This is a genomic window from Blautia fusiformis (assembly GCF_020686995.1).
In the GTDB taxonomy this organism is placed as follows: domain Bacteria; phylum Bacillota; class Clostridia; order Lachnospirales; family Lachnospiraceae; genus Blautia_A; species Blautia_A fusiformis.
This window is the reverse complement of record NZ_JAJEPT010000002.1, coordinates 135,710-150,363: the sequence shown is the minus strand read 5'-3', so window position 1 is coordinate 150,363 and position 14,654 is coordinate 135,710. Positions and strand designations below refer to the sequence as shown.

General features: G+C 39.4%; 15 protein-coding genes and 1 pseudogene. 1 reads left to right on the top strand and 15 read right to left on the bottom strand.

Going from position 1 to position 14,654, the window contains the following annotated elements:
• Positions 1 to 235: 235 nt before the first annotated feature.
• Both LKD46_RS02585 and LKD46_RS02580 read right to left on the bottom strand, forming a co-directional pair.
• Complete coding sequence (locus LKD46_RS02585; RefSeq protein WP_227573759.1) at positions 236 to 2,740, bottom strand: DEAD/DEAH box helicase family protein; 2,505 nt, start codon at positions 2,738 to 2,740, stop codon at positions 236 to 238.
• Between the two features lie 209 nt (positions 2,741 to 2,949).
• Positions 2,950 to 3,300, bottom strand: coding sequence for a hypothetical protein (locus tag LKD46_RS02580; RefSeq protein WP_117808214.1), 351 nt, complete (start codon positions 3,298 to 3,300; stop codon positions 2,950 to 2,952).
• 131 nt (positions 3,301 to 3,431) lie between these two features.
• Between LKD46_RS02580 and LKD46_RS02575 the strand changes: the two genes are divergently transcribed.
• The gene (locus LKD46_RS02575) at positions 3,432 to 3,683 is read left to right on the top strand and encodes a helix-turn-helix domain-containing protein (RefSeq protein ID WP_227573758.1); all 252 of its coding nucleotides are present in this window, start codon (positions 3,432 to 3,434) and stop codon (positions 3,681 to 3,683) included.
• Positions 3,684 to 3,735: 52 nt separating this feature from the next.
• Here LKD46_RS02575 and LKD46_RS02570 read toward each other — a convergent pair whose 3' ends face one another.
• From LKD46_RS02570 to LKD46_RS02510, 13 genes and pseudogenes are all read right to left on the bottom strand, one after another.
• Positions 3,736 to 4,344, bottom strand: coding sequence for a DUF6664 family protein (locus tag LKD46_RS02570; RefSeq protein ID WP_227573757.1), 609 nt, complete (start codon positions 4,342 to 4,344; stop codon positions 3,736 to 3,738).
• A 272-nt stretch (positions 4,345 to 4,616) separates the two neighbouring features.
• Positions 4,617 to 5,096 carry a flavodoxin gene (locus LKD46_RS02565; protein WP_227573756.1) on the bottom strand — a complete coding sequence of 160 codons (480 nt, stop codon included), beginning with the start codon at positions 5,094 to 5,096 and terminating at the stop codon, positions 4,617 to 4,619.
• Between the two features lie 45 nt (positions 5,097 to 5,141).
• Positions 5,142 to 5,774, bottom strand: a complete 633-nt coding sequence (locus LKD46_RS02560) for a flavodoxin family protein (protein ID WP_006427000.1) — start codon at positions 5,772 to 5,774, stop codon at positions 5,142 to 5,144.
• A gap of 18 nt (positions 5,775 to 5,792) precedes the next feature.
• On the bottom strand, positions 5,793 to 6,680 hold the full coding sequence (locus tag LKD46_RS02555) for an aldo/keto reductase (protein WP_182465507.1): 888 nt from the start codon (positions 6,678 to 6,680) through the stop codon (positions 5,793 to 5,795).
• 117 nt (positions 6,681 to 6,797) lie between these two features.
• A complete protein-coding gene (locus LKD46_RS02550) occupies positions 6,798 to 7,724 on the bottom strand; it encodes a prolyl oligopeptidase family serine peptidase (protein WP_110102365.1) in 927 nt (308 codons plus the stop codon).
• A gap of 17 nt (positions 7,725 to 7,741) precedes the next feature.
• A complete protein-coding gene (locus LKD46_RS02545) occupies positions 7,742 to 8,434 on the bottom strand; it encodes a DUF4405 domain-containing protein (protein ID WP_110102363.1) in 693 nt (230 codons plus the stop codon).
• Between the two features lie 158 nt (positions 8,435 to 8,592).
• A complete protein-coding gene (locus LKD46_RS02540; RefSeq protein ID WP_330409186.1) occupies positions 8,593 to 9,567 on the bottom strand; it encodes a LysR family transcriptional regulator in 975 nt (324 codons plus the stop codon).
• A pseudogene (locus tag LKD46_RS16835) lies at positions 9,510 to 11,431 on the bottom strand (recombinase family protein); the annotation flags it as partial. The pseudogene LKD46_RS16835 and the gene LKD46_RS02540, both read right to left, overlap by 58 nt.
• A gap of 38 nt (positions 11,432 to 11,469) precedes the next feature.
• The gene (locus tag LKD46_RS02530) at positions 11,470 to 11,616 is read right to left on the bottom strand and encodes a hypothetical protein (protein WP_199579958.1); all 147 of its coding nucleotides are present in this window, start codon (positions 11,614 to 11,616) and stop codon (positions 11,470 to 11,472) included.
• 29 nt (positions 11,617 to 11,645) lie between these two features.
• Complete coding sequence (locus LKD46_RS02525; RefSeq protein ID WP_199579957.1) at positions 11,646 to 13,385, bottom strand: recombinase family protein; 1,740 nt, start codon at positions 13,383 to 13,385, stop codon at positions 11,646 to 11,648.
• A 181-nt stretch (positions 13,386 to 13,566) separates the two neighbouring features.
• A complete protein-coding gene (locus LKD46_RS02520) occupies positions 13,567 to 13,728 on the bottom strand; it encodes a hypothetical protein (protein ID WP_158526416.1) in 162 nt (53 codons plus the stop codon).
• Between the two features lie 148 nt (positions 13,729 to 13,876).
• Entirely contained in the window at positions 13,877 to 14,107 is a 231-nt protein-coding gene (locus LKD46_RS02515; protein ID WP_021650484.1) for a hypothetical protein, read from the bottom strand.
• Between the two features lie 4 nt (positions 14,108 to 14,111).
• Positions 14,112 to 14,432, bottom strand: a complete 321-nt coding sequence (locus LKD46_RS02510) for a DUF6508 domain-containing protein (RefSeq protein ID WP_044960788.1) — start codon at positions 14,430 to 14,432, stop codon at positions 14,112 to 14,114.
• Between the last annotated feature and the right edge of the window lie 222 nt (positions 14,433 to 14,654).

Below are 14,654 nucleotides of genomic sequence, written 5' to 3'. Positions count from 1 at the left end.
ACCACATCCTTTCTGGTTTTTCTTGTTCTTTTCCAGCAGGTGGTCTTTTGGTCTGGAAAAAGAGAAAAAGGGCAGAACCCCGAAGAGCCCTGCCCGTAATAAAAAATACCGCTATGCATATTTGCAAATAAACACGCATAGCTATATTCCATCATTTTTTATTTGTCAATCAGTGCTGTAAAATAATATAACTTTGCACTAATTCCATTGCTGTTTATTTTTATAATTTGTCCTTTTAATCCTTCCGTTCAAACTTAACTGTATACCTATTGACAATATCATCTTTTCTAAGTTTATATATACGCAGCAATTCATTAATTTTATTTACATCACTAAGATTTCCGTTCTGGCAAAGAGTACTATAGAAATCTCGAAGATTTTTTCTAAAACATGTTAGTTCTTTCTCGGTCATCACTCTCATATTTTCATCAGGAGATGCAACCTCATCAACAACTTTAGATGGATGAATCATTATTGGTACACATTCATTTGGGTATACATAATTCTCCTTAAACCAATTAACTGATCCCGATAATTGATTACAATAATCTTTCTTTATTGTTTGAGTAGTGGCCTCTGTTTTACATTCAATAACCAAATATTTGCCAGTGTCAATTGCCCACAAATTATCAGGTCCGTATCCTCCTGTTTCTTTATCAGGTCTTGAACATACAAAGCCAAGAATTGTTCCTATTTGACTTAATGCCTCCTCAAACTTTTCGTATTCGCTTCCCATACATAAATTTGCCAAAATTCCATCTACATATACTAACAGTTCATTTAACCCAAGTTTTTCAGCATCTAGATTTGTACTGATGGCTTGTGCCTGCGGAATTGTATTAATTGTTCTTTGATATTGTATTCCCGCAATAGGCGACAGAATAGCTGCATTTAATTTTTTGCCCGCTTTTAGCACTTCTTGAGAAAGTGCCGGATCTATTTTATTGGTATATTCAGCCTGAATCTGGTATAAATATCCCTTAGTTTTTTTGTCTTTCTCTTTATCTTTAACACTCTTAATAGTATTTGCAGCATCAGACCACTGCATATTTATAGCATTTTCAAAAGCTTTTCTCTGAGCAACTATTTTTTCATCTACCTTTGCCTCATTTGAGTATTTGACAGTAGCCAAATTTTCCTTACAGGTTGCAACCCATTCTGCATTTTTCTCTAATGAATAATTTGCAAGTTCAAATATTTGATCAATTGTTGGCTTTGAACCAGTTTCACTAACCAATAAATCCCATAATTGTTTTGAAAGATCATATTGGCATCTTGTCGCTACACTAAAATAATCTATTCCTCTATTTCGTGATAACACATCTGTAAGCTCATCACCCATAAGAACAATACAACACTCATCGTCATTAGAACGAATTCCACGCCCCATGCCTTGCTCAATTCTTTGGACTTGTTCCCTTAATAAAACAGTGCTCTGAGGAGCTACACTTTGAATATATCTATCCTTAATGCTATTTAAAGGAGGAAGCCCGTCAATAACCAACATTCTACAAGCATCACCCGGCAAATCAATTCCGTCATATCTATTAACAAAAATTATTTTTCCTACATGTTTACCGCTTTTTAATGCTGCAACTATTTTATCTATGTTATCTTTTGTCGCTGTTCGTATTCCACGTTCATCCCAAAATTTTGCTCTGGAAAAAGAAGGGACAAGTATTACAACATTATACTTTTCAGCTATTTCCTCAATTTTTTCCTTTATCTCAATTTCTGATATATCACTATTTACGTACTTTGGAAAAATAATGAGTCTATCGCCAATATCATTAGCATTCTCTGGCGTAATAATGTTCTTCATATCTTCTGTATTTAATCCTAACGCAGAAACAAACACACTGTCATCAGCTAATGTTGCACTCATATATATGCGTCTACTTGCTTCTTCAAGACTCGATATCTTATCTAAATCAATTCCCTTAGGTGATATTTCAATTGCAGAAGCAGTAATTATACAATCACTTGTTTCCAAGCTTCGCTCTATCAACGGCAACCCAAAATATATTGCAGAATTCTTACTATTATCATATTTCGTTAATATTCTATAAATGTTATCTTGCTGTCTCTGCCATTCCCAATAAGGCACAAGCATTTTTTTTCGACAATCTTTCATTTCAACAATGTCAATATAGTTTTTTGGATTGTAGTCTTTTAACGAAGAACTAAATATAGCAATTAATTCCTTATAGGCATCTGATTCAGCATCAATTTTTATCATAAACTGACTAATGATTTTATCCATACACGCATGTACATCATCAATAATAATACTTCCTATAGGGTAATTGCCACCTTCTCTCATCCCGAAATAACTATAACCATTTACAATAGTCTGAATAGAAGTAACAAGAATTGCTTTTGAATTTGAATAGCTATAATCATCTTTATCTTCCGTTGCAGAAATTCCCAATCTCTTAGCCTCATCAATAACCTGCTTAACCAAATAATTATCAGGCACAACATATATAGCTGGTCCTTTTTCTTCATTTAAGCAGCTCTGAAGCATAATCAACCCAACTACTGTTTTACCGCTACCAGTATTCATTTTTAAAATTACATTTTTCTCATTTCTTATATCAAACCACTTTTTCCATACTTCGCTTTGAACATCTCTAGGATATCCATAACCTGGTGCTTTTGAAGGTAATGTCATAAAAATTTCTCTAGGCTCTATTGTTTTGGCTTTTGCACTAGAACTAAGTTTCGATAAAAGATTCATTATTCCACTCCTGATTTTTTAAATACTGCGTCCTCTGAACTTATATATAAATTTTCTAAGGAACGCAAGCACAATAATCTACTAGAACCGTTGCTAAATTAACTATTAAATCTACTGGGAGTAATCCTTTTCAATTTCACTTGTTAATCTACTTTACAAACTCATTTCTATTGACAATAATACCATAAAAATGCTCTACTGTATATTTTTTATTTATAATCTAGATCTTGAATCCATCTTCGGACCTCTGTTGACACATTTTTGCAAAAATCTTGAATCCATATTTCATGAAGTCTGATTTCTGATTTTGTACTGCCTATATTTCCAACACTCCCACCTGTTTCCCGGAGTGCATTCAAACATTCCCATTCTTTTTTGAAATCTCCTGTAAATTCCATCCAGACTTTTATATGATATTCCTTAAAACCAAGATGATAAATCAGATAGGTCAGCCTGTCAAAATCAGCTAACTGCATTTTTTCTTTCTTGAGTAATAACCTTTTATCATGCTCGCTACATAAATATAAAAATGCAAGCTGCTCTATCTTTGCCTGCTCCATATATTTCTCCCTTCTCTTCTGCTTTGTCTCACTTTTACAACCGATTCTACCTTGTCCAATCGTTAAAATCAATACAGATGGTGCAAAAAGTGAGACAAGCCATCCTTTTACCAGAGAGGAAGAGATTTAAAATGCCAAAGCCAAAGACACAGTCTGGTGAAAAGAATCTGATCAGCCAGCGGTTGATTGAGCTTCGCAGGACTCACAATATGTCTCAGCGTGATCTTGCCTATAAACTCCAGTTAGCTGGTTACGATATGGATAAAAATGTAATCACCAGAATCGAAACAAACAAGCGTTATGTCACTGATCTTGAATTAAAAGCCATTGCTGAAATCTTTCAGGTTTCATACATATTTCTCATTGATGGCAAAGACGAATAGAAGTGACAAATGGGGAAGTTTCTTTCGTGCTTCCCCATTTTATCCGTCCTTATTACAGATTCAGTAGTTCTAAGATTTTCTGCATACCGGCCTGATATAAAGATTCCGCATATAATATCCATCTTTCACTGACTTCAGTAACATATGCGTCTATCGTTTTTCGCTTTTCTTTTGATAATCCCATTGTCTGAACCTGTTCTTCATATTTTGATATTTTTTCCAGCATTCCCTGGTACACTGTATTTTCTTTCAGCTGATCTTCTACCTCATCAATCCAGGTATCCATTAGTAGCTCCAGCAGTTTCTTTGTGTCACCGTCATCCTTTCCCAGTATTGCTTTTTTTATTTTTCCAAGCATCGCTCCATAAGAGATCATTTGAGCCTGTCCCATATAAAAATGGTACTCTTCTTCTATCATTTCCTTTTCGCTCTCCAGTTGAAAATATCGATGCACTGCCTTATGCTCTTCTTCCGTTAGGCTGATTGACTGATTCGTCTCCATAAATGTTTCTATCACTGGATACTTCTCTGTAAATTCCAGTATTTTCTTTTGCAGTCTCTGGTATTCAGCATCATGCTTTTTCAGATAGGTGCATACCTGTTCTCCTATCCGTATCCCCAGGCATTGCTCGTTCCAGATGATATCTGGCTGTAATGACATATCGTTTTCTCCCTTCTGTGTAGTTTCCCTGTTCCAAGCACAAGACTATACCACACTTCTGGAAGAAAGCTATTCAGCAGATCTACTGAAATGACTAGGCAGATACTGTGCAATCTGTTCTTTCGCTATAATAAAAAATGGCATGGAAGAACCTTATTCTTTCATACCTACTACAGATTTCTATCTTTAACTAGATACACATCTTTTTCTATTGGTTGTGTATCATGTACCTATTTATCATAAAAAACAAACTGTATACACTTCATACACCATTATAAACTGTACTCCATTTTAGGATAGCCAATGTATACCGTATCATATGAATCCCAGTTATCAACTGTTGTAGACACCAGTTCCACATCTCTTAAGCTCTCATCATCATGTTCTCTTGACACCCGGCTGTCATCATCTGTCCAGTCAAGGTCATCATCTGTATATGGCTCCACAGGCTCTATTTCAAACAGATCTGCCTCTGTAATTTTTGCTATCTTTTCAGCAACATCTTTTGTATTTCCTGAAGCTGAATAATATACAACCAATGTTTTTCCATTTCCTGTTGATGTATTTTCTGTTGTATCTGTAGTGTTTTCGGAATTTGTATCCGCTTCTTCATTTCCAGACTGGTTTGTACTTGTAGAATGGCTGTCATTATTAGAAGCAGACTGGTTTGTATTGCTTGCTCCACATCCTGCCATCAAACCGATTGCCACGATGCATGTTAAGAGTACTGCTGCTATTTTCTTTGTTTTCATTCTAAGGTCACCTCCTGTCGTATAAAATGTTTGTCACGCTAATTTCTATCGGATGAAATTGGTAAATACAAAATCCGGTGCCTTTGGCATTTCAATTCCCATTTTTGTCGCAACATTTTTACAGTTAATGAAATATGCCATATTGTTTCCAAGGATCTGCATAACCTGCATTCCTTCGAGATCCTGTTTTACTTCATCCGGATTCGTCCCATGTACCATATTCCAATATCTCGATGTGATAATCGGCATCTGCATCAGACCAAAATATTTATTTACCTGATCCCATGTGGCCGTTGTTCCGGCCCTTCTTGCTGAAATTACCACAGCGGCAGGTTTCAGGCGGAATCTGTCGCCGCCACCGTTTAAATCGGCATAAAAGACTCTGTCCATAAAGGATGTGATTGCACCGCCTGCACCACCCCAGTGTACCGGAGTTCCAAATACGAATCCGTCATAATCCCCTGCTATTTCCAGAAATTCATTCACGATATCATCCAGGATGCATTTATTTTTTTCCTGACATTTTCTGCAGGCAATACATCCTGAAATCGGCTTGTTTCCAATCCAAAAAATATCTGTACTTATGCCATTTTCATTTAATGCACTGGATACTTCACAAAGAGCTGTATAAGTACAGCCATTTTTGTGTGGACTTCCATTGACAAGTAATACTTTCATTGATTTTTCCTCTTATGCTTACCAGTTCTTTTTTTCTTTTGAACTGTCATTATTCTTTTTTCTTTCCTCAACCATCTTCACGAACCATTCCACCATATTCGGATCCTGATGCGAGAAGAAGGAGCTTGTCTTCTTGTCCAGTTCTGCAATAGTCTTCATATCTTCATCAGAAAGTGTGAAATCAAAAACATTAAAGTTTTCTTCCATTCTCTCAATGTGTGTTGATTTCGGAATAACCACTACCCCTCTCTGAATATGCCAGCGAAGCATAACCTGTGCCGGAGTCTTCTGATATTTTTCTGCAATCTCTGCGATGACAGGATTCTCAAAGGTGCCTCCTCTGCCCTCACCGAATGGTGCCCATGCTTCTAACCGGATATCATATTTGTCTGCCCATTCCTTCATCTCTTTCTGCTGATTGAAGATGTGGGTTTCCACCTGATTTACCATAGGTTTAATGCGGTTGAAGGATGCAAAATCAACCATTCTGTCTACATAAAAGTTGGAAATTCCGATTGCTCTGATTTTTCCCTCATCGTACAGATCTTCCAATGCATGGTAAGCACCGTAAGCATCTGAAAATGGCTGGTGAAGCAATACCAGATCCAGATAATCTGTCTTTAACTTTTTCATGGATTCAAGAACTGATTTCTTTGCTTCTTCATATCCATAATGTTCGACCCACACCTTTGTTGTAAGGAAGATTTCTTCTCTTGGAATGCCTGACTTTTGGATTGCATTCCCAACCTCTTCCTCATTAAAATAACTCTGTGCTGTATCAATCGCCCGGTATCCAACTTTTAAAACATCAAGCACACATCTTTCACATTCCTCTTTTGTTACCTGATATACGCCATATCCCAGTATTGGCATTTTTACACCATTATTTAATGAAATATATTCCATTGTCGTATCCTCCTTGTTTTCTTTCATTTATCTTACATTCATACTATAATACTGATAGATTCCTTTGAGAAGTTTCGATAAGTTTTTCAGTCTTAACCTTTCGGTTTATTCTGGTTCTTACTGATTGAACAGCCATCCCATAATTTCTTTGTCACGACAAAACAGATAGCCACCGCCATGCTGATAAGTGACCGGTGTTCCTTCAAAGTAATCTTTATCTTTTACATCCAGTACCACCAGTTTATCAATCTCTGATTCCGGTAATCCCTGTTCTTTGTAAAGCTCATGTATCTGCTGGTATGCCTCTTTAAAAGGTTCTGATCCATAGTATTCGTCGCTTTCGCCAATCACAAAATATACCGGCGTTTTCATCTCCACAACCGGCTCATATGCACCATCCCACTGAGAGCTGCACATAAGTGCCGCTGTATATAATTCCGGCTGCTTTGCCAATACCAGTGACAGGGTTTCTCCTCCTCCGGAATAACCATTAATATATACTTTCGATGGATTAATAATATAATGCGTCAGAAAATACTGTGTCAGTTCAATTGTCTGATCTGCTGATGTCTGTCCCCAGTCATTTAACTGTGGAGCTACAATAATCATATCGGTAATATACTTCTGTGCTTCAAATCCAAAATCTTCTGTCCGGATATTTTCTCCCACGCCCTGAAAATATAATCCCTGATATCCGGGTAATGTTACATATAGTGCATATTCCTTTGTCCCGTCATATGCATCCGGAATATATACATTGTAATGAATGTCCCCTTCATTTGGAGAATGAAGAACATTATCCAGGAGGAAGCCCCGGTATTCTTCGCTTCCCGGCGTAACATTTTCCAATTCATCTCCGGATGTATTTTTTTCTGTATTTTCTTTTTTCTCATCTGTCTTCTGCTGTACGGTCTGTACCTGGTTTATTGTTTGTTGATTCTTCTTTTCATCCCTGCCGGGTTTTGAAAAGTAGATATATACCATGATTACCATTGCTAAAATAACAACTCCAATAATTGTAAGTACTAATTTCCGCTTTTCCATAAATACACCACCTTCTTTCAGTATGAACCTTTTCGTTTTCTCTTACCTGTTTTCTTTAGAAACACTCCACTATAATATCCAATAAATGCAATCAATATCATTACTGCCAGATAATCCAGCAGAAAAGGAAAGATCCCCTTTTCATAATCATAAAATACAAAATGCATCCTCATAATCAGATAATCTCCTATCTGTCTCCTGTAAAATGCATATAAACCATAACCTGCAATTGTGGTTGCGACAGATCTTGCTGCCCATGTTCTGATGACGGATGGATGTTCCCATAATCGTCCTGCCATTGCTACCGCTATATTCCAATGAAATCCGAGATGTAATGACATCACCACCAGTCCCCAGTATGCGCAAAACATATGTATCTGTCTGGCTGTCATATATGTTCCGGAAATCTTTATCCATTTAAATATGTGATTTGACAATAATATTCCACTTATCATGGAACCCATTATAAGAATAAGCATGATGATAACCAATACTGTCTGTATCACTCTGAACGCATTATATTTTCCTTTCCTTACAGAGGTCACCCATTTATGATTCAGTATGTAATGTGAAATAAAAAGCACAAGCATCGCCATACCAATCCACTCATGTGCAGTCTCGCTGAGCAGACTATATGGCATAAGAAGAAGCAAACATATCGTCATTCCTATATCTATCAATATTTTTGCTGTAAATCGTTTATTTTTCATATCCTACCTCTTATCTAAAGCATTCTTATTGTCTTTATTTGCATATAGTATCCTCCATTTTCACTTCAGCTAAAGTATAACAAAACGAGACTCCATTAGAAGTCTCGTTTTGTTATTCAGTATTAACCTTTAGGTTTCTACTCGCATGTATTCAATTTTTATTTTACCTTGTTAATAGCATTTATCAGCCGCTTAACCTTAATGGACGGTTTTTTCGAATGAAGAATTCCAAACGGCATAGTATAATCCCACTCTACTGGAATGATTCTGATCAGTGGATGAACACTTTCCCAGCTCTTGAATGCCAGTAATACCTCATTATTGTTTTCGCATCGGTTAAATGCTTCTACATTGTACAGATTAAAGTCTACAATATTGATTTCAGGATGATTTTTCATCATATCATCCCTTAGCATATCGCCATAATAACTCCATCCTCTTCGCATGAGCATAAGATTTTCTCCAGCCAGATCATCAAGTGTAATTTTTTCTTTTTTTGCCAGCCTGTGATGAATTGATACCGCCACACAAAATGGTTCTCTTGAAATCTCAGTGCCATCACAGCCTCTGAGTTCAAGCATTTTTTCATCAAAGATTCCAGCTATCACATCAATATTCTTTCCCATATTAGCCAGTATCTCTCTTGCATTCTCTGGTGTATTTTCAAATGTAATCAATTTAAACTTCATCTCCGGATATATTTTCTGTATCTTAGGCCAAAGTTCCACAAAAACTTCCGGTGGCGTCATCGGAGATATTCCAACACGAATGATTTCTTCATTATGATTCATTGCTTCCTGCGCCCGTATCAACGATTCTTTTGAATATTGAATCAGATATTTTGCATCCTGATAGAGCGATTTACCAGCTTCCGTAATAATAAGACCTCTGTGTGTTCTTTCAAATAATTGCAAATTTAAGCTGTTTTCCAAAGAATTTATCTGTTTAATAACCGCAGGTGCACTTATATATAATTCTTCTGCCGCTTTACTAAAACTTCCAGCTTCTACAACGCAGATAAATGTATCAAGTTGTGGATTATACATCATGTAATTCACTCCTCTTTGTGATTTTAAATCATCTGAAATGCTTTCAGTGCCCCAATAATTGCCTCTTCTTTCTCCTTCGGACATTGTGGTTGCTTTGCTCCCTCTGACCTAGGAATATTAAAATTCTCCGCTAATTCAATTCCACACTTTCTCTTCACCTGTGCAATATACAGATTAGATACCTTCATCCCATCATTATACTCTGCAACATACTTCTTTATCTCCTCATAAGTAGCCTTGCTCTCAGCCGCCGTTAAATCCATCTCGTCCATGTCAAGTCTCACATTCACATGATGCTTCGCTTCGTGGAGTTTGGACAATAAACATACCATCTCGACTGTGTTTTCGTTGAGCAACCGAATTGCTTCGCCTTCAAAACCTTCATAATACACCGGAAATGCCAGATCAATCTGCCTGATGATGCGCCCATCATCCATCTTTTCCGGGTATAACTCAATTGCATCAATAAACAACTGCATAAACTCCTTTTTTTCAATATCTGACATTTCTGCATACAGTATATCAAACTTTTGCAGGATTTGGTACAGTTGTTTTTCACTAATTTGTCTTCCATACGCTGCCTTAATCTTTTCCTCCACATCGGCAATCTCATTCTCAAAACCAGAAATCCTGTCGTAAAGATTATCCAGACGGTCCTGCATGCCCTGGAACTTCCTTGCATAATGCTTATCGCCAGCATCCAAAGTATCCATCATCACAAGCAGTTTATTCTTCGCCCCGACAACCTGCTGTAACTGCCCCTTCAGCTGATCCCGTTCCTCTTCTCTTCCAGCTTCGAGACATCCACCTTTTCCTGCAATCTTTCTCCAATATACTCATGAAACCTTTCATCAGCAATCATCCCTCTGATGAACCACTCCACCTCTGCATTGATCTCATTCTGATTCAGTGATGGCTTAAAATCACAGAAATGTTCCTCATCAATCTTTCTCCTGTGCTGACATCTATAATAGAAGTCATCCTTATATTCACCAGATTTCTTATTCTTCCTTCTCCTCACAGTTCCTGCCATTCCAGCACCACACACCGGACATTTCAAAAGTCCCGACAAAATATGCTCATGTTCAAGACTACGTGTCTTATTCCACTTAACCCCCGTCCTCTTCCTTTTCTCTCTCGCCGCCTCCCACATCTCTTCATCCACAATCGCCTCATGCAGTCCATCTGCCAGCAGGTAATCATCAGTCTTCACACGCCGGTATTCATCCCTCGTTCCCTTCACCTTCTCCGTAACATTCTTCCCGTAAGCAATCTTACCAGTATAAACCGGATTATCCAAAATCTTCATGATCAGTCCTCTGGCAAAATAGTTCAGCTCATGCCCCCTGACCTTTTTCTTCGTATAACCTCTCTGGTTCAGATAATTACAGATAGCATCTGCCCCCATATCCGTATGCCCAAACTTGTCATAAATAATCCGCACAATCTCCGCTTCTTCCTCATTCACCACCAGAGTGCTATTCTTGGAATCCAGATCATATCCGAAAGGAGCCTGTCCGCCATTCCATTTTCCCTCTCTGGCCTTCTGCTTTCTTCCTTCCATTGTCTGGACCAGAATATTCTCCCTTTCAATCTCAGCCACTGCCGACAGCACCGTGATGGTCAGCTTGCCGGAATCCTTAGAAGAATCAATCCCGTCTTCCACACAGATCAGATTCACTCCATAATCCTGGATAAACTGCAGGGAGTTTAAAACATCTGCTGCATTCCTTCCAAAACGTGACAGCTTAAACACCAGAATAAATGCCACTCCGTCACGTTCCTCGGACACATCCTGCAGCATCCTCTGAAACTCCGGTCTGCCCGTAATACTCTTTCCGGATTTACCAGCATCACAGTATTCCCTGACCACTTCCATTTCCTGGAACTCCGCAAACTTCATCAGCCTTTCTTTCTGTGCCTCCAGACTGTAGCCGTCCACCTGCATTGCCGTAAAAACACGGATATAAATATAACATTTTTTCTTCACTCTGCACTCTCCTTCCTGTACTCCACATCCTCATCCAGCATCCGAAAATGCTTCAAAGCATCCAGAATTGCCTTTTCCTTTTCCACCGGACAGACTGGCACATGATTCTTATTTTTCGCTGGTTTGTTATACGCTTTCCCCATATCCAGACCATACTTCCGTTTCACCTGCGCTATATATATAATGTAGGAATATTCATCCCATACTTCTCTTTCACATATGCACGGATCTCTACGTAAGTCGCTTTCGCCTCAGAAGCCGTCACCTGATGCTCCGTACAGTCCACTGCAAAAGTCACCATTTCATCCGGCTCATCATTCACTTTTCTTTTTCCATCGCTCTCATAATAAACAGGAAAACGGAAAACAATCTTTTTCAGGATCCTGCCATCTTCCCTTTCCTCAGAAAAAACATCAATCCGCTCAATAAACTGCCTGCACAGTTCCCTGCGTTCCTCACAGCTCATTCTCTCAAACAGCAGATCAAAGTTATCAAGAATCTTTCGTATATTATCAGAAGAACGAACCCCTTTCTTCAAAGCCTCCATCTTCTTTTTCAGCTTCCGGATCTTCTCCTCCAGACATTCGATCTGGTCATAAGCCCCGTCAATCTTTGCCTGAACAGCCTCATATTCTCCGTCATAGTCCTCTGCAAAAATATCCAGATTGTCCAGTTCCATCCCCAGCTTATATTTCAGATGCTCCTGACTGTGCAGTTCCTTTCTGGTCCTTTTCAGATCCGCTTCACAGGCATCCAGCGAACTCCTGTCCCCAACCACATCCATAACTGCCTGACGGAACTCCCTTGTTTCTGTCACCTTTCCCACAATCTCCATCACAGCCTTATCCAGTTTCTCCTGATTGTATGTCCGCCAGCAGTCACAGACACGCCCTGCACTCTTACGATAATTCCGGCACCCATAAGAATAAACAATCTTATAATAGCCGCCACGATTGCTGTTCTTCCGTTTATTCTTTTTTGTAACCAGCCCTGTTCCGCACACCGGACACTTCACCAATCCGGACAGAAGACTGATCCGCTCCGGATCATCCACCTTCTTCTGCGGTCTTCTCAAGCTCTTCCGCTTTTCCTGTACCCGCATCCAGACATCTTCCGGAATAATCGCCTCATGTCTGCCCCTGATGGAAATAACCTCTTTCGGATTCTTTTTAATCTCCTCAGAATTTATCCGCCTATTATATACGATCATCCCATAATAAATAGGATTTCCCAGCACCGAAGAAACAAAATCCGAAGTGATAACCTTATCCTCTCCCTTCACCACACGCTTATAACCATTCTCATTCATCCAGCCCACAACCGTATTCAGCATCATATCCGGTTCCAGATACTTCTGATAAATCATCCTCACCAGATCCGCCGCCTCAGGAACCACCACCAGTTCCTTATTCACACTCACATATCCATACGGCACGCCGCCGCCCGGCCATCCCCCATTCATCAGCTTCTGCATCCTCGCCGTCGTGAACTGGACTGTAATATTCTCATGCTCCATTTCTGCCACAGCCGACAGGATAGCAAGTGTCAGACGTCCGCCCTGCGTGGAACTGTCAATGGCATCCTCAACACAGACCAGATCCACATCAAAATCCATCAACAGCTGCACAGACTTCAAAATATCTGCCGCATTTCTTCCAAAGCGGGATAACTTAAACACCAGCACACAGGAGATCTCATCTTTCTCACAGGAAATGTCATCCATCATTTCCATAAAAGCCGGTCTGCCCTTGATGCTCATTCCAGATCTGCCTACATCACAGTATTCCCTGACCACTTCCATTTCTTTATAGTCCGCATACTTCCGAAGCCGCTCTGTCTGTGCTTCCAGACTGTATCCCTCTGTCTGAGCCGCTGTAGAAACACGGGTATATATGTAACATTTCTTTCTCAAATCTTCACCTCATTTCGGTTGCCCATCGTCATACGGTTGCCGTACATAAAATATATCGGAATCACCAGTCTGTGCCAACTCGCAGAACGACCAAAAAAACTGCCCCAAAATCCACCTTCTCCTATGCGGTTTCCATAGCGCAAAAAGACCGGCAGCCCCAAAAGACCACCGGCACACTCGATCACTTCCCCTGCAGCTGTGAATTTCTCTCCTCAATCTCCCCCAGAACCACATCCCCGTACTTCTGGATCATTCTTGCCAGAAACTCTGCACACTTTTCCATGTTTAGCCTGGCCTGTTTCTCCGTCAGTCTGCCGGTATCGATCAGTTCAATTTTTCCCATAGCCAAAAACCACCTCCTACTGTTCCAAGGAGTCCTGGTCCCTGATTTTTTGACTTTCCGGACAAAAAAATAAACCCGCTGCCATCCACAGATTTCTCCGCAAACAGCAACAGGTTTCCCCTGATCATTTATTTACTTTATCATCCGTTCAATACCATCGGTCATACGGATTCCCACGCACCCTCTTTGTCTCTGGTGCCTTCTCAATACTCTTTTCAGCTTCTTCCCTCGTTGCAAACAGCCTGTGAGCCTTCACCTGTATTCCGCCGCCCGTATCTGTAAAACGTACCAGGAACATCCCGCCGGAACACCTGCGGATCTCCACTTCTCTCACATACCTGTTTGATTCCACAATATATGCAGTATCCCCGACTTTCATAAAATCACACTCCTGCACTCAAAACATCCTTCATCCTCACCAGAACAGGAAGCACCTGCCCGTCAGCAAATCTCCGTTCAAAAGAACCATTGGAAAAATGATCTTCTCTCAGCAGCATTGTCAGCAACGCCGTACAAAGTTCATAATCCGCTCCCGGAACACGTTTCAGTTCCTCATTACAGTCAATCGGCTCCGTAATCATGTAATCCCCATAATTTGTTTTCAAATCTCCTATTGTCTTTAACAGATCTGCATACAGATTCTCTTGTGGATTCTTTAATTCCAATATTTCCTGAATTTTTCGTAGTTTCTCTGACTTTGTCAATGCTATACACCACCTTGATAAACGTTCGAATATATGTTCTTTATATTTTAACATATACCCAATAATTATTCTAGCGCAAAATATATTCATGTAATATCCACAACAGCAAGGTTTCGTTGCGACTACGAAATTGATACAATTTAACGGTGCACACCCTTGTGAACACCCCTGTTCGCCTTTCGTTAAATAATTAAAATAGGCTACTCTTTTGCATATTTCTGA